At 64.2% G+C, this 17142-nt stretch carries 18 protein-coding genes; 7 read left to right on the top strand and 11 right to left on the bottom strand.

Going from position 1 to position 17142, the window contains the following annotated elements; genetic code table 11:
- A complete protein-coding gene (locus XF30_RS30820) occupies positions 1-447 on the top strand; it encodes a DUF4399 domain-containing protein (RefSeq protein ID WP_036007306.1) in 447 nt (148 codons plus the stop codon).
- Here XF30_RS30820 and XF30_RS30815 read toward each other — a convergent pair whose 3' ends face one another.
- The 10 genes from XF30_RS30815 to pqqA all read right to left on the bottom strand — a co-directional run bounded on the left by XF30_RS30815 (position 448) and on the right by pqqA (position 10440).
- A complete protein-coding gene (locus XF30_RS30815; protein ID WP_036007309.1) occupies positions 448-1503 on the bottom strand; it encodes a 2-oxoacid:ferredoxin oxidoreductase subunit beta in 1056 nt (351 codons plus the stop codon).
- Positions 1500-3347, bottom strand: a complete 1848-nt coding sequence (locus tag XF30_RS30810) for a 2-oxoacid:acceptor oxidoreductase subunit alpha (RefSeq protein ID WP_192893297.1) — start codon at positions 3345-3347, stop codon at positions 1500-1502. Before XF30_RS30810 ends, XF30_RS30815 begins: the two co-directional genes overlap by 4 nt.
- A complete protein-coding gene (locus XF30_RS30805; RefSeq protein ID WP_109144750.1) occupies positions 3317-5116 on the bottom strand; it encodes an FAD-dependent oxidoreductase in 1800 nt (599 codons plus the stop codon). Before XF30_RS30805 ends, XF30_RS30810 begins: the two co-directional genes overlap by 31 nt.
- Positions 5117-5356: 240 nt before the next feature.
- Positions 5357-6034 (bottom strand): DUF4286 family protein, encoded by a 678-nt coding sequence (locus tag XF30_RS30800; RefSeq protein ID WP_109144749.1) that lies wholly within the window; start codon positions 6032-6034, stop codon positions 5357-5359.
- Between the two features lie 13 nt (positions 6035-6047).
- A complete protein-coding gene (pip, locus tag XF30_RS30795) occupies positions 6048-7034 on the bottom strand; it encodes a prolyl aminopeptidase (RefSeq protein ID WP_109144748.1) in 987 nt (328 codons plus the stop codon).
- Positions 7024-8205, bottom strand: a complete 1182-nt coding sequence (gene pqqE, locus XF30_RS30790) for a pyrroloquinoline quinone biosynthesis protein PqqE (RefSeq protein ID WP_109144747.1) — start codon at positions 8203-8205, stop codon at positions 7024-7026. Before pqqE ends, pip begins: the two co-directional genes overlap by 11 nt.
- Positions 8202-8513, bottom strand: coding sequence for a pyrroloquinoline quinone biosynthesis peptide chaperone PqqD (pqqD, locus tag XF30_RS30785; protein ID WP_025034414.1), 312 nt, complete (start codon positions 8511-8513; stop codon positions 8202-8204). The genes pqqE and pqqD overlap by 4 nt, the downstream gene beginning before the upstream one ends.
- An 11-nt stretch (positions 8514-8524) precedes the next feature.
- A complete protein-coding gene (gene pqqC, locus XF30_RS30780) occupies positions 8525-9280 on the bottom strand; it encodes a pyrroloquinoline-quinone synthase PqqC (RefSeq protein ID WP_502696170.1) in 756 nt (251 codons plus the stop codon).
- Between the two features lie 20 nt (positions 9281-9300).
- The gene (gene pqqB, locus XF30_RS30775) at positions 9301-10230 is read right to left on the bottom strand and encodes a pyrroloquinoline quinone biosynthesis protein PqqB (RefSeq protein WP_109144745.1); all 930 of its coding nucleotides are present in this window, start codon (positions 10228-10230) and stop codon (positions 9301-9303) included.
- A gap of 129 nt (positions 10231-10359) precedes the next feature.
- Positions 10360-10440 carry a pyrroloquinoline quinone precursor peptide PqqA gene (gene pqqA / locus XF30_RS30770; protein WP_007595659.1) on the bottom strand — a complete coding sequence of 27 codons (81 nt, stop codon included), beginning with the start codon at positions 10438-10440 and terminating at the stop codon, positions 10360-10362.
- Between the two features lie 261 nt (positions 10441-10701).
- On the opposite strand from pqqA, the gene XF30_RS30765 reads away from it, so the two are divergent.
- The 6 genes from XF30_RS30765 to XF30_RS30740 all read left to right on the top strand — a co-directional run bounded on the left by XF30_RS30765 (position 10702) and on the right by XF30_RS30740 (position 15290).
- Complete coding sequence (locus XF30_RS30765; RefSeq protein WP_036007354.1) at positions 10702-10959, top strand: DUF6894 family protein; 258 nt, start codon at positions 10702-10704, stop codon at positions 10957-10959.
- Positions 10960-11167: 208 nt separating this feature from the next.
- Complete coding sequence (locus tag XF30_RS30760) at positions 11168-12568, top strand: amidase family protein (RefSeq protein WP_109145914.1); 1401 nt, start codon at positions 11168-11170, stop codon at positions 12566-12568.
- A 2-nt stretch (positions 12569-12570) separates the two neighbouring features.
- Positions 12571-13047, top strand: a complete 477-nt coding sequence (locus XF30_RS30755; protein WP_036027254.1) for a glutathione peroxidase — start codon at positions 12571-12573, stop codon at positions 13045-13047.
- Between the two features lie 11 nt (positions 13048-13058).
- Positions 13059-13301, top strand: coding sequence for a DUF3297 family protein (locus tag XF30_RS30750; protein WP_036007363.1), 243 nt, complete (start codon positions 13059-13061; stop codon positions 13299-13301).
- A gap of 171 nt (positions 13302-13472) precedes the next feature.
- Positions 13473-14642: a D(-)-tartrate dehydratase gene (gene tarD, locus XF30_RS30745; protein ID WP_109144744.1), complete on the top strand. Its 1170-nt coding sequence runs from the start codon at positions 13473-13475 to the stop codon at positions 14640-14642.
- A 360-nt stretch (positions 14643-15002) separates the two neighbouring features.
- Positions 15003-15290 (top strand): GIY-YIG nuclease family protein, encoded by a 288-nt coding sequence (locus XF30_RS30740; RefSeq protein ID WP_036007372.1) that lies wholly within the window; start codon positions 15003-15005, stop codon positions 15288-15290.
- A 307-nt stretch (positions 15291-15597) separates the two neighbouring features.
- Here XF30_RS30740 and XF30_RS30735 read toward each other — a convergent pair whose 3' ends face one another.
- Complete coding sequence (locus tag XF30_RS30735) at positions 15598-16950, bottom strand: malonyl-CoA decarboxylase (RefSeq protein ID WP_109144743.1); 1353 nt, start codon at positions 16948-16950, stop codon at positions 15598-15600.
- Positions 16951-17142 lie beyond the last annotated feature (192 nt).

Below are 17142 nucleotides of genomic sequence, written 5' to 3'. Positions count from 1 at the left end.
ATGAAGATCGTTTCCTGTATCGCGCTGGCGGCCGCCATCGCATTGCTCCCCGGCGCGGCCTATCCGCAAGGTAAAACTGCGCCAAAGGACGCCAAGCTTTATTTCATCTCGCCGTATGACGGCCAGAAGATCCGTGGTGGGTTTTGGGTCCGTTTCGGCCTGCGCAACATGGGCGTGACGCATGCCGGCGACGACTACCACAATGCCGGCCACCATCATCTGTTGATCGATGTGAAAGACCCCATCGATGCCAAGGAGCCGATTCCGCAGGACAAGTCCCATCTGCATTTCGGAGCGGGACAAACCGAAACGTTTCTCGAGCTTCCGCCGGGCACGCACACGCTGCAACTGGTGCTTGGCGACGCCAAGCACTATCCCTTCGAACCACCCGTCGTGTCGGAGAAGATCACGATACGCGTCAGGCCGGCGGCATCAGCGCGAAGATGATCACCGCAGGCTGGCGTTGATCTTGTCCAGCACCGCCGAGCCCGGGCAGAGCGTGTCAGCCTCCAGCGCGTTGAGCGGCGTCTCGACCGTGTTGAGATGCTCGTGCAGGTCCTCCGCGTCGGGGTCGACGTACAGAAGACCGGTGACGATCTGGCCCTTGGCGGCGTGCCTTGCGAGGAAGGTCTGGGCGCCCAGGCGGTCGTGCGGATCGTAATCGGCATCGATCTTGCGCAGCGCGATCTTGCTGCCGTCGTGCTGCTCGACCACCTGCACCGTGCCGGGCGCGTAGTCCACCGCAATCGGGTCGCGGCCGACCAGCACATCCAGCCGGTTCACGGCGTCATTGTGCTCGCGGACATAGTCGAAGCTCTTGGTCGAGCCGGCATGGTTGTTGAAGGCGATGCAGGGGCTGATCACGTCGATGAAGGACGCGCCCTTGTGGCCGATCGCGGCGGCGATCAGCGGCACCAGCTGGCTCTTGTCGCCGGAGAACGAGCGCGCCACGAAGGTGGCCCCTAACTGCAGCGCGATGGCGACGAGGTCGATGGCGTTGTCGGTGTTGGTGACGCCCTTCTTGCTCTTCGAGCCGCGATCGGCGGTCGCCGAGAACTGGCCCTTGGTCAGGCCGTAAACGCCGTTGTTCTCGACGATATAGGTCATGTTGACGCCGCGCCGGATCGAATGCGCGAACTGCCCGAAACCGATCGAGGCGGAATCGCCATCGCCGGAGACGCCGAGATAGATCAGCTCGCGGTTGGCGAGGTTGGCGCCTGTCAGCACGGATGGCATGCGGCCGTGCACGGAATTGAAGCCGTGCGAATTGCCGAGGAAATAGTCCGGCGTCTTCGACGAGCAGCCGATGCCGGAGATCTTCGCCACCCGATGCGGCTCGATCGAGAGCTCGTAGCAGGCTTCGATGATCGAGGCCGTGATCGAATCGTGGCCGCAGCCCGCGCACAGCGTCGAGATCTTGCCCTCGTAGTCCCGATGCGTGTAGCCGAGCGCGTTCTTCTTCAGGCCTGGATGATGGAATTTGGGCTTTGCGATGTAGGTCATGACACGGCCTTGCGGAGCGGGGTCACCTTGAGGTGGTCCTGGTGGTCGCCAATGGCTTTGGCGATGAAGCGGGCGGTGATCGGCGTGCCGTCGTAATGCACGATCGGCACCAGCCGGACGGGATCGATGCCGTTCTCGTTGACGATGAGCTGGCGCAGCTGGCTGTCGCGGTTCTGCTCGACGACGTATACGAAATCGTGCTCGGCGAGGAAGCTGGCCACGCTGGAATGGAACGGGAAGGCGCGGATGCGCAGGCGGTCGAGCTGATGCCCGCGCGCTTCCAGCAAGCCGATCGCCTCGTCCATCGCCGGCGAGGTTGAGCCGAAATAGATCACGCCATATTTGGTCGGCCGTTCCGCATTGGCCTGCAGCGGACGCGGCACGAGGTCCTGCGCGGTCTCGAACTTGCGCATCAGGCGCTGCATGTTGTCGGCGTAGACCGTGCCTTCCTCGGAGTAGCGCGCATAGCGGTCCCGCGACGTGCCGCGGGTGAAGTAGGAGCCCTTGGTCGGATGCGTGCCGGGATAGGTGCGGTAGGGAATGCCGTCGCCGTCGACGTCGAGATAGCGGCCGAAGTCGCGGCCTTCCTCCAGCATCGCCGCCGTCATCACCTTGCCGCGGTCATATTGCCTGGCATCGTCCCACTTCAGTGGACGGCAGAGCCGGTGATTCATGCCGATGTCGAGATCGAGCATCAGGAAGATCGTGGTCTGCAGCCGCTCGGCGAGATCGAAGGCGGCCGCCGCGAACTCGAAGGCCTCGGCCGGGTCCTCGGGGAACAGCAGCACATGCTTGGTGTCGCCGTGCGAGGCATAGGCGCAGGCGATGATGTCGCATTGCTGGGTGCGGGTCGGCATGCCCGTGGAGGGGCCGGCGCGCTGGATGTTCATGATCACGGCCGGGATCTCTGCGAAGTACGAGAGGCCGATGAACTCCGTCATCAGCGAGATGCCGGGGCCGGAGGTCGCCGTGAAGGCGCGGGCGCCGTTCCAGGACGCGCCGATCACGATGCCGATCGACGCGAGCTCGTCCTCGCCCTGCACGATCGCGTATTTCGCCCTGCCCGTTTCAGGATCGTGCCGGTACTTCTTGCAATGGGCGGTGAAAGCCTCGGCCACCGACGAGGACGGCGTGATCGGATACCAGGCACACACGGTGGCGCCACCATAGACCGCGCCGAGCGCGGCGGCGCTGTTGCCCTCGATGAAGATGCGGTCGCCGACCTTGTCGGACTTCTTCACGCGCAGCCCAATCGGACATTTCAGGTTCTGCAGCGCCCAGTCGCGGCCGAGATGCAGCGCATGGACGTTGGAGGAGAGCAGCTTCTCCTTGCCTTTGTACTGCTCGCCGATCAGCTGCTCGATCAGCTTGGGGTCCATGTCGAGCAACGCGCTGAGCGCGCCCAAATAGATGATGTTCTTGAACAGCTGTCGCTGACGCGGATCGGTATAGGTCGAGTTGGTGATCGCAGTCAGCGGCACGCCGATCACTGTGATGTCGTCGCGGAATTTGGTCGACGGCATCGGCTTGGTGGAATCGTAGAACAGGTAGCCGCCGGGCTCGATGCCGGCGACGTCCTTGTCCCAGGTCTGCGGATTCATCGCCACCATCATGTCGACGCCGCCGCGTGCGCCGAGATGGCCGGCTTCCGTCACGCGCACCTCGTACCAGGTCGGCAGGCCCTGGATGTTGGAGGGGAAGATGTTGCGTGGGCTGACAGGCACGCCGTGGCGCAGGATCGCGCGCGCGAACATCTCGTTGGCGCTGGCCGAGCCCGAGCCGTTGACGTTGGCGAAGCGGACGACGAAGTCGTTTACGCTGCTGATCGGCTTTTTGTCGGACATGTCGAACCTGCGTGGGTCATCTCGATGAAATATTTCTGCATGTCCCAGGCGCCGGTGGGACAGCGCTCGGCGCACAGCCCGCAATGCAGGCAGACATCCTCGTCCTTCACCATCACCCGCCCGGTCTTCAGGTCCGAGGAGACGTAGAGGTCCTGGTCCGGATGCGCGGAGGGCGCCTTCAGGCGCTGGCGCAGATCGCTTTCCTCGCCGTTGGCGGTGAAGGTGATGCAATCCATCGGGCAGATGTCGGCGCAGGCGTCGCACTCGATGCAGAGCGAGGTCGAGAACACGGTCTGCACGTCGCAGTTCAGGCAGCGATGCGCTTCGCCGAGCGCCAGCTTGACATCATAGCCGAGCTCGACCTCGGCGCGGATGTCCTTGAGCGCAATGACCTTGTCGCGATGCGGTACCTTATAGCGCTTGTCGGGCGAGATGTCGTTGTCATAGCTCCATTCGTGGATGCCCATCTTCTGCGAGGAGATCTGCACCTCCGGCAGCGGCCGTTCGTCGACCGCTTCGCCCGAGAGCATCTTGTGGATCGACAGCGCGGCGTCATGGCCGTGCGCGACCGCCCAGATGATGTTCTTCGGGCCGAACGCGGCATCGCCGCCGAAGAACACTTTCGGATTGGTCGAGGCGAAGGTCTTCGGATCGACCTTCGGCATGTGCCATTTGTCGAACTCGATGCCGCAATCCTGCTCGATCCAGGGGAAGGCGTTCTCCTGACCGACCGCGACCAGCACGTCGTCGCAGGGAATGGTCTGATCGGGATCGCCCGAAGGCACGAGGTTGCGGCGGCCTTTAGCGTCGTATTCGGCTTTGACGTGCTGGAAGGTGACGCCGATCAGCTTGCCGGCGACATGCTTGAAGGCCACCGGGACCATGTAGTTGAGGATCGGGATATCCTCGTGGATCGCGTCTTCCTTCTCCCAGGGCGAGGCCTTCATCTCGTCGAAGCCGGAACGCACGACCACCGTGACTTTCTCGCCGCCGAGCCGGCGCGCGGTGCGGCAGCAATCCATCGCGGTGTTGCCGCCGCCGAGCACGATGACGCGCTTGCCTATCTTGTCGACATGGCCGAACGACACGTTGGCCAGCCATTCGATGCCGATATGGATGTTGGCGGCGGCCTCTTTCCGGCCGGGAAGCTCGAGCTCGCGGCCGCGCGGCGCGCCGGAGCCGACGAAGATGGCGTCGTATTTCTCGGCAAGCAGCGCCTTCATGCTGTCGATGCGGTGGCCGCCTTTGAACTCGACGCCGAGACCCAGGATGTAGCCGGTCTCCTCGTCGATCACCGAATTGGGCAGGCGGAATTTCGGGATCTGCGTGCGCATCATGCCGCCGGCTTCCGGGTCGGCGTCGAACACGGTGCAGTGATAGCCGAGCGGCGCGAGATCGCGCGCCACCGTCAGCGAAGCGGGACCGCCGCCGACCAGCGCGACGCGCTTGCCGTTCTTCGGGCCGGGCTTCGGCAACCGCTGCCTGATGTCGTCCTTGAAATCGGCGGCAACGCGCTTGAGGCGGCAGATCGCGACAGGATTTTCCTCCACGCGTCCGCGCCGGCACGCCGGCTCGCAGGGACGATCGCAGGTGCGTCCCAGAATGCCGGGAAATACGTTCGATTTCCAATTGATCATGTAGGCATCGCTGTAGCGGCCTTGGGCGATCAATCGGATGTATTCGGGAACCGGGGTGTGCGCAGGACAGGCCCATTGGCAATCGACCACCTTGTGAAAGTAGTCGGGGGCCGCGATGTCGGTCGGTTTCATTCCTACCCTGTCCGCGCAGGCCCGAAGACCCCGCGGCCTTTTTTGTTTGAGCTTGGCGAGCGCTTAACGCGCTTCGATCTGGTTTCTGAATGACGTCATTGGGTTAGCTTATTAGAACCGTTCCGAAGTACAACGGCAAATTTGCGCGCGTCACCGCTTTCATGGGAGCTACGCGTGCACGGCATTAACGCGCGGCGCACGAGATGCGTGCGGTGCAATATGCTGCGATGCGGATGCCGTTCAGCCGCGCGCGACATCGCTCTTGGCGAGGTCCCACATCAGGCAGTAGGTGCCGACGGAGATGGGGAGCGGGAAGGGCGCCGCAGCCGGGCCGGTGAAGCGCTCGGCGATGACGGCGGAGACCGCATTGACATGCGTGCCGTCGATCAGCACGAACCAGTCGCGCGCGCCCTCGTTGCGCACCGCCGGAATTCCCGCCGTTGCGCCCGACAATTCCGGCTCGCTTTCGAGCAGGTGCATCGAGATGATGCCGTCGCATTTGTCCGGCACGAGCTTCTCTTGCAGTGCATCACGCCAGGACGCGGCATTATCAGGCGTCGGCCGCAGCCGCACCGTGCCGAGCGCAGTGCCGCGTCCGGTGCCCTTGCTGACGGTGATGCGCGCGACGACGCGCAGCATGTCCTTGAAGCGCGCCATGGTCTGCCGCGACCAATCCGTCTGGTTGGCGAGTCGCGCCCGATAGGCGGGGCTGTCGAGCACGTCGAGCGTCGCGGTCGAGTACAGCGAGAGATATTTGGGGTTGGCGGCATGCGCGACATAGCGCCGCGCTTCGAGAAATCCGTCGATTGCGACACGCTCTTCCAGATGCTCGCGATCGTACCAGCGGTTGAAATCGGCTTCGTCCGAAGCGTCGATATTCATCGACGTCAGCAGCATGCCCTTTCCGGCGAGCGGCATTCTTCTTGTCCTCTCATCGCCCGATCTTCGACGCAAGGTCCGCGATCGACTTCATGACGGCGTCCCTCACGCCGCCATCATAGAGCGAATGCCCGGCTTCTTCCACGATGCGAAGCTCGGAACCGGGCCATACTTTCGCAAGGGCCTGCGCTGTCGCGGGAGCACACAACAGATCATAGCGCCCCTGCACGATCATGCCGGGAATGCCGTCGAGCCGGCCCGCGTTCCGCAGCAGCTGGTCCTCGTTCATGAAGCTGTCGTTGATGAAATAATGCGCTTCCATGAACGGCGTCGCCGGCAATGTGCGCCAGACGTTCAGCCCGGCGAGGTCGAGCCGCGTCCGTGCCGGCTTGTGCTCGGACAAGACGCGCTCGGTGTCGTGCCAGGCCTTCGCCGCCGGGCCATGCACGGCAGGGTCGCTATCGAGGATGCGGCGCCAATAGGCATCCACCGGCCGGTCGCGCTCCTCTGGCGGCAGCACGCTGAGGAAATCCTCGTACAGCGCCGGATGGAATTGCGACAGGCGCGAGGTGAAGGCCGTCTCGACCTCGGCCCGCGTGCCGAGAAACGTCGCGCGCAGCGCTATGCCGGAGACGTGCTCGGGATGCGCCTCTGCATACGCCAGCGCCAGCGTCGCGCCCCAGGAACCGCCGACCACCATCCAGCGTTCGAAGCCAAACTTTTCGCGGATCGTTTCCATGTCCGCGATCAGATGCTGTGTGGTGTTGTGCTCGCGTGATCCCTTGGGCCGGCTGCGGCCGCAGCCGCGCTGGTCGAACAGCACGGCGCAGAAGCGGTCGGGATCGAACAGCCGGCGATGGTCGGGCTGGCAGCCGCTGCCGGGCCCGCCATGCAGGTAGACCGCGGGGATGCCGTCGCTGCGGCCGACGCTCTCGACATAGAGCTCATGGCCGTCGCCGACGTCGAGCATATCGGAGGTCAGCGGCGCAAAGGGATCAGTGCGTTTGGCCGCTGTGCCCGCGTCGGCGTCAGGCGTCATTCTCGGATTCCAGGGTGCCGCCGGCGAAGTTGCGATAGAGGAAGCGGCTGGTGTCGCCTGCGGCCTCGGCTTCCGCCTGCTTGAAGATGGTCTCGTGCAGCGGCGACAGCGCGCAGGCCGGGTCGGTGTTGGCGGCGTCCCCGGTCAGCGCGAAGGCCTGGCAGCGGCAGCCGCCGAAATCGATCTCGCGGAACTCGCAACTCTTGCACGGCTCCTTCATCCAGCCGGTGCCGCGATAGCGGTTGAAGGCCTCCGAGTTCTGCCAGATCCAGGCGATCGAATGGTTGGAGCGCACCGATTCGAAATCGAGCCCGGTGATGCTCTCGGCGGCATGGCAGGGCAGCACCTTGCCGGCGGGCGAGATGTTGAAGAACTGCCGGCCCCAGCCGCCCATGCATTTCTTCGGCCGCAGCGCGTAATAATCCGGCACCACGTAGTCGATGGTCAGTCGGCCCTTCAGCCGCTCGCGCGCCTCCTCAACGAGGCGGGTACACTCATCGAGCTGCGCCACGGTTGGCATCAGCGCGGCGCGGTTCTTCAGCGCCCAGCCGTAATATTGCACATTGGCGACCTCGAGCCGGTCGGCGTCGAGATCGAGCGCCATCTGGATGATGTCGGGCAGCTGGTGCAGGTTCTGCCGGTGCATCACCGCGTTCACGGTGAGCGGCAGGTCGAGCTCGCGCGTCCATTTCGCGACTTCGAGCTTCTTGCGGTGGCCGCCTTTGTAGCCGGCAACGCGATCTGCGAGGCCGTCCTCGATGCCCTGGAACGAGATCTGCACATGGCAGAGCCCGGCATCTGCGAGATCGCTGAGCCTCTCGCGCGTCAGCAGCACGGCCGAGGTGATGAGATTGGTATAGAGCCCGGCGTCGCTGGCATGCTTGACCAGCTCGACGAGATCTTTCCGTGCCGTCGGCTCGCCACCGGAGAAATGCACCTGGAGCACGCCGATCTCGGCGAGCTCGCTCAAGACCTTCTTCCATTCCTCGGTCGTCAGCTCCTTGCCGGAGCGGTCGAGCTCGACCGGGTTGGAGCAATAGGGACATTGCAGCGGGCAGCGATGGGTGATCTCGAGCAGCACGGCGAGCGGAATGCCGAACGTCTCCGCCGTCGAGCGCTGCTTCTCAAGCACCGCGAGGCTGTCGCTGGGCGGGATGGTCACGTCGCTCATGACGTCTTCTCCCTGATCTCGGTGAGAAAGCCCTTGTCGGCGAGATCCTGCAGCATGGCGATGACGTCGGCCAGGATCGCCTCGCGCGGCGCTGCGTACTTTGCGGCGAGCTGATCGGCGACGTCGCCGACATTGCGCTCGCCGTTGCAGAGTTGCAAGACCTCGACCGCAATCTCGTCCGGCGCCAGCACGCGCTCCGGCGCCAGGATCACCCAGACCTTGCGGGTCTCGTCATATCTGAGCTTGGCATGCCGCGGCAGCACGGGGCGGCTCGCCTCGCTGACGCTGATGTTCCGCGGCCCGGCCATTGCTTTAATCCTCAGCTCGCTTTGGGCACGAACGCGCCCGGCGGAATGTGGCCTTCGACATAGGCATGCTGGAGCGCATCCAGCTGCACCCACAGCACGTTGGTCTTGAAGATCAGCGCGTTGCAGACCTGCGCGCGCTGCTCCGGCGTCGTGGCGTGCCTCTTGACATAATCGAGCGCGAAATTGGCGTCGCGCGTCGCCTGGGTCAGGCGGCGCTTGAAGTAGCTCATGATATCGGGGTTGACGAAGTCGTAGTGCTCCAGCATGCCCGAGATGCGTTCTTCATGCAGGTTCGGCGCGAACAACTCGGTGAGCGAGGAGGCGATCGCCTCCAGCGGGCTTTTTTCGCGGCAGAAGTGCACATAGGCTTCCACCGCGAAGCGCGTCGCCGGCAAGATGCCTTCGGTGGATTCGACGTAAGCGGTGTCGAGCCCGAGGCCCTCGGTCAGCTTGATCCAGCGCTCGATGCCGCCCTCGCTGCCGACATCGCCGTCATGGTCCTCGATGCGATGGCGCCATTCCAGGCGGGTAGCGCGGTCGCGGAAGCGGGAGATCACCACCGCGTCCTTGATCGGGATCGTGCTCTGGTAATAGTAGCGGTTGAGCGCCCAGGCCTGCACCTGGCCCTTGTTCAGCTTGCCGCCATGCAGCAGCTTATGGAACGGATGCAGGCTGTGATAGCGCGTGGCGCCGATGTGGCGCAGCGCCGCCTCGAGCTCCTCGGCCGAGTTGAGCCTCAAGTCCTTGCCGATCGAGAGCGCGGTCATTCCAGTCAGTGATTCGGCGTTCACAGCACGATCTCCGTTCCATCCGCCGGTATCTGCCAGCCCGCCTCCTCAGTGAGCTTGCGCTCGGGCGAGCCGGGCAGCAGCGCCGGATTCGAGTTATTGATATGCAGAAACAGCTTCCTGTCGATATTGAGATCGGCCAGCCGGGCGATGGCGCCGTCCTCGCCGGACATGGCGACATGGCCCATGCTCTTGCCGGTCTTGTGGCCGAGGCCGGCCCTGATCATCTCGTCGTCGCGCCAGACGGTGCCGTCGAAGAACACCAGTGAAGCGCCGTCGATCTCGGCCTTGAGCGCGTCGGTCACCTCGGCGCAGGCCGCGATGAAGTAGAAGAACTTGCCCGTGGCCTTGTCGGTGATCTTCAGGCCCAGCGTGTCGCCGTCGCCGCTCTCGCCGCCCGGATGCACCTTGCCTTCGAGATACCAGGCCGACTTGCCCGGCACGGCAAAGGGCAGCACCTCGAGCCCCGAGCGCGTGCCGTCGGGCAGCCGCGGCTCGAACGGCTCGCGGATCGCGATCGGCTGGCGCCGCACGTTCTTCTCGTTCAGCACGTTGAAGATGCTGTTGGAGCTGAGGATCGCCAGCACCTTCTCGTGCGCATAGATCGTGAAGGGCGAGCCTTCGCGCATCGACAGCAGGCCGGCCACGGCATCGACTTCGCTGTTGGTCAAGATCACGCCCGCAATCGGCGTGTGGCGCAGCGCGCCCGCCTTTGGGTGCAGCTGCGGCGTGGCGTTCAATTGCTGGCGAAGATCGGGTGAGGCGTTGATCAGGAACCAGTGCTCGCCGTCGCCGCTGAAGGCGACAGAAGCCTGGGTTCGAAACAGCTCTTGTCCCTTCGCACGAGCCGCGCGGCAGCCTTCGCAGCCGCAATTCCACTGCGGAACTCCGCCGCCGGCCCCGGCGCCCAGGACGACGACGCGAAGCATGATCCGTCTCCTGGAGGCGAATTGGCGAGGTGGATCTCAGGCCGAGACAGTTTCGGACAAGGTTTCTCTTGCCGGAAACGTATCGTGACCGAAAGAACCACCTGCGCAGAACGCGTTTCCACCAGCCGCTTACTTGCGGGTGGCGCTCACATACATATTGATTTCCATGCCGCAGGGCACTTCGACGATCTTAGGGGCTTTCCAGGCCATTTGGCTCTCCATTTTCGCGAATTCGGACGTATCCGCCCATTGGACAAATTAGTGCGGACGGCAAAGTTCGCCAGTGAAATTTTCCCGACCTAGGTAGTAGGCTGCGGGAATTGTTGCACTGCAAAGATGGCGTATTGCGGCCGCAAGATGAGCGGATCAGATACGCAAAATTGCCGATAGGTCGTGATCCCTGTCGGGATAAACCAGTTGTGAGTATGGACCGGCTTCTCATCGGCGACAGACGACCCCAATGGATCAGGCATGCCCAGATATTTCTTCAACACCCGCATCGGAGACGAACTGATCGTGGATCCTGACGGCGAGGACCTGCGCAACCCCGATCGCGCCTGGGAGGTCGCGCGCCAGATGATCCTCGAGGTCGTGAAGTCGGAAGGAACCCAGCCGGCGCTGCTGGAGGCCGTCATCGAGGTCACCGACGCCGACGGCGAGATCGTGCTGGAGTTTCCCTTCACCGAAGCGCTGCTCGACATGCCGGACCAGTCCGCGACGAGGCATTAGCCGGACCAGTCCGCGAGGTGGCAAGAGAGGCCCACCACTCCCTCCACGTCATTGCGAGGAGCCCTTGCGACGAAGCAATCCAGACTGCCTCCGCGGCGGCAGTCTGGATTGCTTCGCTGCGCTCGCAATGACGGAGGCACCCCCGCGAAATCCGCATGGCTTTGCCGCGTTCCCGGCGCTAAAAGACGCCGGTCAAACGGAGCAAGCCATGCAAGATCTCTGGCGCCTGTCGGCCGCCGACCTCGCCACCCTCGTCAGGTCCAAAAAAGTCTCCGCCAGGGAGGCCGCCAAGGCCGGTCTCGCGCGGCTCGATGCCGTCAATCCCCAGCTCAACGCGGTGATCGACCACCGGCCGGATGACGTGCTCAAGCAGGCCGATGCCGTCGATGCCGCAATTAGCCGGGGCGAGGACCCCGGCGTCCTCGCGGGCGTGCCCGTCACCATCAAGGCCAATGTCGACCAGGAAGGCTTTGCCACCACCAACGGCCTCAAGCTGCAGCGCGACCTGATCGCGCGCGAGGACAATCCGGTGGTCGCCAATTTCCGGAAATCGGGCGCCATCCTGCTCGGCCGCACCAATTGCCCGGCCTTCTCCTACCGCTGGTTCACCACCAATCTCATCCACGGCGACACCAAGAACCCCCGCGACGCTTCGCTGACGCCGGGCGGCTCGTCCGGCGGCGCCGGCTCGGCGGTCGCGGCCGGCATCGGCCACATCGCGCACGGCACCGACATCGCCGGCTCGATCCGTTATCCCGCCTATGCCTGCGGCGTGCACGGTCTGCGCCCGACGCTCGGACGCATTCCCGCCTTCAACCCGGCGCTGCCGGAGCGCCCGATCGGTCCGCAGATCATGGCGGTCTCGGGCCCGCTGGCGCGCACGGTCAACGATTTGCGCATCTCGCTTGAAGCGATGTCGGCCCGCGACATCCGCGATCCCTGGTTCGCGCCGGTGCCGCTGCAAGGACCCGCACGGGACAAGCGCGCTGCGCTGTGCCTCAATCCGGGTGGCCTTGCCACCGCACCGGAGGTGAAGGCCGCGGTGAGCGATGCCGGCAAGCGGCTGGAGCGCGCCGGCTGGACCGTCGATGTGATCGAGGACACGCCGCCGATGCGCGAAGCGGTGGAATGGCAGATCAAGCTCTGGCTCGGTGACGGCTATGAGGCGCAGCTGGAGATGGCCGAGCGCGAGGGCGATCCCGGCGCACTGGCCTGCCTGCGCGGCAACCGCGCCAGGGTCACGCCGATGGATCAGGCCAATTACGCCAAGGCGCTGACCCGGCGAGCCACGCTGACCCGCGACTGGATGCTGTTCTTCGAAAAATACGCCGTGCTGCTGACGCCGGTCTCCGGCGAATTGCCGTTCCACGACCATCTCGATCGCAAGGACGAGGATTCCTTCAAGCGGGTCTGGGAAGCGCAGCTGCCGCAGATCGCGATTCCCTTCATGGGATTGCCGGGCCTCGTGGTCTCCACAGGTCTCGTCGGCAGGGCGCCGGTCGGCGTGCACATCGTCTCTGGCCGCTATCGCGAGGATCTGTGCCTGCTCGCGGGCGAAGCGATCGAGGCCGGCGGCGTGCCGCCATCGCCGATCGATCCCGTGGGCTAGCGATGACCGCCATCTACGACTTCAAGGCCAACTCGCTGGCCGGCGAGGAGGTCGCCCTGCGGCGTTTCGAGGGGCAGGTGCTCTTGATCGTCAACACCGCGAGCAAATGCGGTTTCACGCCGCAATATCGCGGCCTCGAGGATCTCCATCGCGACCTCTCTCCGCGCGGCTTCTCGGTGCTCGGCTTTCCCTGCAACCAGTTCGGCACGCAGGAACCGGGGCAGGCGAGCGAGATCCAGGAATTCTGCTCGACCCATTACGACGTCACCTTTCCCCTGTTCGAGAAGATCGACGTCAACGGGCCGAAGGCGCATCCTCTGTACGAGTACCTGAAACGCCAGCAATCCGGGCTTCTCGGCGCCGCCATCAAATGGAATTTCACCAAATTCCTGGTGAACCGTGAGGGCCGCGTGGTCGCGCGCTACGCGCCGACCGCCCGGCCCGAAGGATTGCGCAATCAAATCGAAACATTGTTGTGAGCGAGACAATCATGAGCGACGAATTTCCGGACCGCCTGTCGGTCGACCCGAACAGCCCCTATTACAACGCGGAGATCCTGTCGCGCGACGTCGGCATCCGCTTCAAGGGCATCGAGAAGACCAATGTCGAGGAGTACTGCATCAGCGAAGGCTGGGTCCGCGTCACCGCAGGGAACGCCAAGGACCGCCACGGCAACCCGCTGACCATCAAGGTGCACGGTCCGGTGGAGCCGTATTTCAGGGATAAGAAATAGGCTTGACCTGAGCGCGCGCCGTTCGCTCCTCGTCATTGCGAGGAGCGCGCACTCTCTCCTCGTCATTGCGAGCGCAGCGAAGCAATCCAGGATCTTTCCGCCGAGGCAGTCTGGATTGCTTCGTCGCTTCGCTCCTCGCAATGACGATAATAACCACTGAAGGCCCACCCCATGTCCGTCCGCATCGTCGACGTCCGCGAAATTAAAAAGCCGATCTCTTCGCCGATCCGCAACGCCTATATCGACTTCACGAAGATGACGACCAGCCTCGTCGCCGTCGTGACCGACGTGGTCCGCGACGGCAAGCGCGTCGTCGGCTACGGCTTCAACTCCAACGGCCGTTACGGGCAGGGCGGCCTGATCCGCGAGCGCTTCGCCGCGCGCATCACGGAAGCTGATCCGAAGTCGCTGCTCGACGCAGCCGGCGACAATCTCGACCCCGACAAGGTCTGGGCCGCGATGATGACCAACGAGAAGCCGGGCGGCCACGGCGAGCGCTCGGTCGCGGTCGGCACCATCGACATGGCGGTGTGGGACGCGGTGGCGAAGATCGCCGGCAAGCCGCTGTTCCGCTTACTCGCCGAGCGTCACGGCGTCAAAGCCAATCCGCGCGTCTTCGTCTACGCCGCGGGCGGCTACTATTATCCCGGCAAGGATCTCTCGATGCTGCGGGCCGAGATGCGCGGCTATCTCGATCGTGGCTACAATGTCGTCAAGATGAAGATCGGCGGCGCTGATATCGACGAGGACCGCAGGCGCATCGAGGCAGTGCTGAAGGAAATCGGCAAGGACGCGCAGCTCGCCGTCGATGCTAACGGCCGCTTCAACCTGGAGACCGCCATCGCCTACGCCAAGATGCTGCGTGACTATCCCTTGTTCTGGTACGAGGAAGCCGGCGATCCTCTCGACTACGCGCTGCAGGCCGCGCTCGCCGAATTCTATCCGGGCCCGATGGCGACGGGCGAGAACCTGTTCAGCCATCAGGACGCCCGCAACCTGATCCGCTACGGCGGCATGCGCCCCGACCGCGACTGGCTGCAATTCGATTGCGCCTTGTCCTATGGCCTGTGCGAATACCAGCGCACGCTGGAGGTGCTGAAGACCCACGGCTGGTCGCCGAGCCGCTGCATCCCGCACGGCGGCCACCAGATGTCGCTCAACATCGCCGCCGGCCTCGGCTTAGGCGGCAACGAAAGCTATCCCGACCTGTTCCAGCCCTATGGCGGCTTCCCCGACGGCGTCCGCGTCGAGAACGGCCACATCACCATGCCCGAGCTTGCAGGCATCGGCTTCGAAGGCAAGTCCGATCTCTACAAGGAGATGCAGGCGCTGGCGGAGTAGGAGTATCGTTGGAGCGCGACGTCCGCGCCACACACTCCGTCATTGCGAGCGCAGCGAAGCAATCCAGAATCTTTCCGTGGAAGCAGTCTGGATTGCTTCGTCGCAAGAGCTCCTCGCAATGACGGTGGAGGGGCCACTGGCCGCTCGCGGGCGTCTGGCCCGCAGCCCAATGTGCCGAATTGCGCGAGCTGTCGCCACACACTCCGTCATTGCGAGCGCAGCGAAGCAATCCAGGGTCTTTCCGCTTCGGCAGTCTGGATTGCTTTCGTCGCAACGGCTCCTCGCAATGACGCTGGCGAAAGCCTCGTAGTCATCTCCTGGTTGTGCTATTGTAGAAGCTGTCCTCAGCCGAGTACGATTATGAAGCAACCCTGCGTGTACATGTTCGCCAATCGCCGCAACGGAACGATCTACACGGGCGTCACCTCCAATCCGCCGCGCCGCGCGTTCGAGCATCGCGAAGGACTGGTAAAGGGTTTTTCATCGAAGTACGGCTGCAAGCTCCTCGTCTGGTACGAGCTGAACGCGACCATGTCCGACGCGATTGTGCGCGAGAAGCAGATCAAAGGTGGCAGCCGGGCGAAGAAGCTTGCGCTCATTGAGAGCCTCAATCCGAATTGGGACGATTTGTACGAGACGCTGATCTGACCGGCAGGAGATCTGCGGCTACTCGGCGAGCCGCTGCCACGTCCTCCGTCATTGCGAGCGTAGCGAAGCAATCCAGGATCTCTCCCCGGAGGCAGTCTGGATTGCTTCGTCGCAAGGGCTCCTCGCAACGACGGGGAGGGAGCGGAAGTCATCCGTGGTTGTCCGAGCCTGCGGTGGGCGGTCGTTGGGTTTCGCCAGCTGTCGCCCCACACTCCGTCATTGCGAGCGCAGCGAAGCAATCCAGAATCTTTCCACGGCGGCATTGCTTCGCTGTGCTCGCAATGACGATGTGGTAAGCGTCCGCCCCCTACGACAGCCGCATATCCAGGAGCCTTCGCCCTTCGCCCTTCAGCAGCTTCTTCACCGCGCTCGACGCCACGACCTCGCCGTCATTGGCATAGGCCTCGTGGTTCTTCTCGATGTCGTCGAGGCGGTAGAGGTAGTTGACCATGACGCCGGCGGACTCGCGCATTCCCTTGGGCGAGAGGTCGCCCAGCCAGTTGATGCGCTCCAGCCGCGCGCCGTTGCCGAGATGGAAGCGGGCGACGGAATCGATCAGCTTGCCTTTCGGCGTGCGCGCCTTGAGGAAATAGTGCGCCGCGAGCGGCTCCAGCACGGCGCGGAGCAGCGCCGCCGTCTCCGGGCTCTCGAACCATCTGGGATCGTCGAGGCGCCTCAGCACCTCGCGGTCCTCGTCCGACAGCGGCAGATCCTTGTCCTGCTTAACCCAGGCCATGAAGCCCGGCACCGGCGACAGCGTGACGAAGGTGTCGAGCTTCGGCAACTCGCGGCGCAGCTCTTCCACCACCTGCTTGATCAGGAAGCTGCCGAAGGAGATGCCGCCCAGGCCGCGCTGGGTGTTGGAGATCGAATAGAACACGGCGGTGCGCGCGCGCTCGATCGGCAGGTGCTGGCGGTCGACTGCGAGCAGGGGCTGGATCGCGCCGGGGATCGTCTCGGTCAGCGCCACCTCGACGAAGATCAAGGGCTCGTCCACCATCGCAGGATGGAAGAAGGCGTAGCAGCGCCGGTCGACCGGATCGATGCGGCGGCGCAGATCATCCCAGTCCGAGATCTCGTGCACGGCCTCATAACGGATGATCTTTTCGAGGATGTTGGCCGGCGTCGACCAGTCGATCCTGCGCAGCACGAGAAACCCCCTATTGAACCACGAAGAAAGAAGATGCGAGACGTCGCGGTCGAGCGCGGCGAGATCGGTGTGCCCGTTCATCATGCCGAGCAGATCGGCGCGCATGTTGACGAGATCGCCGGTACCGCCGGGCGCGCGGTTGAGCCGCCGGATCAGCTCCTGCCGGCGCGGCTCGGAAGCGAAGTGCAGCGAGCTTGCGTCCTCGTCGCTGGGCGCGGCCCGCCATGTCTCGATCGCCTTGGACAGGCGCTCCCGGTCGGGACCGAAATCGCGCACCAATCCCTCGAAGAAGGCGCGGCGTCCCGCAGCGTCCAGCTCCCGGTAGATGTCGAGCACCTCGCGCGCCATCGCCGTGCCCGAGGCTTCGCCCCGGCCCGACAGCAGCGCATCGCAGAGCTCGAGCAGTCCGTCGGCATCATGCTTGGTATCGGCGGCGTCCCCCCGGCGAAGCAACGTGCGGCCGCGCTCGGAGATGGTGGCAAGCAGGTCGGAGAAGAAGGCGTTGGCCATCGGGGCTTTCGTATCAGGTCTGTGCGATGCGGCAAGCTTACACGGGATTTGGGTGCAAGCCGATCACAATCAAGCAGGCGAATGCGGCATCTTTCGCTCCGCCGTGCGTTTGGAGAATGAGGGCATGCCGGAACGGGTCGATGATATGCCGGGCAGTGCTCATTCCAACGCGCTGTCATGCCCCGGCTTGAC

The sequence above is a fragment of the Bradyrhizobium sp. SUTN9-2 genome (genome assembly GCF_003122645.1).
Classification (GTDB): domain Bacteria; phylum Pseudomonadota; class Alphaproteobacteria; order Rhizobiales; family Xanthobacteraceae; genus Bradyrhizobium; species Bradyrhizobium yuanmingense.
Note: the sequence above shows the minus strand (reverse complement) of the source record. Positions and strands in the feature narration are given on the sequence as shown.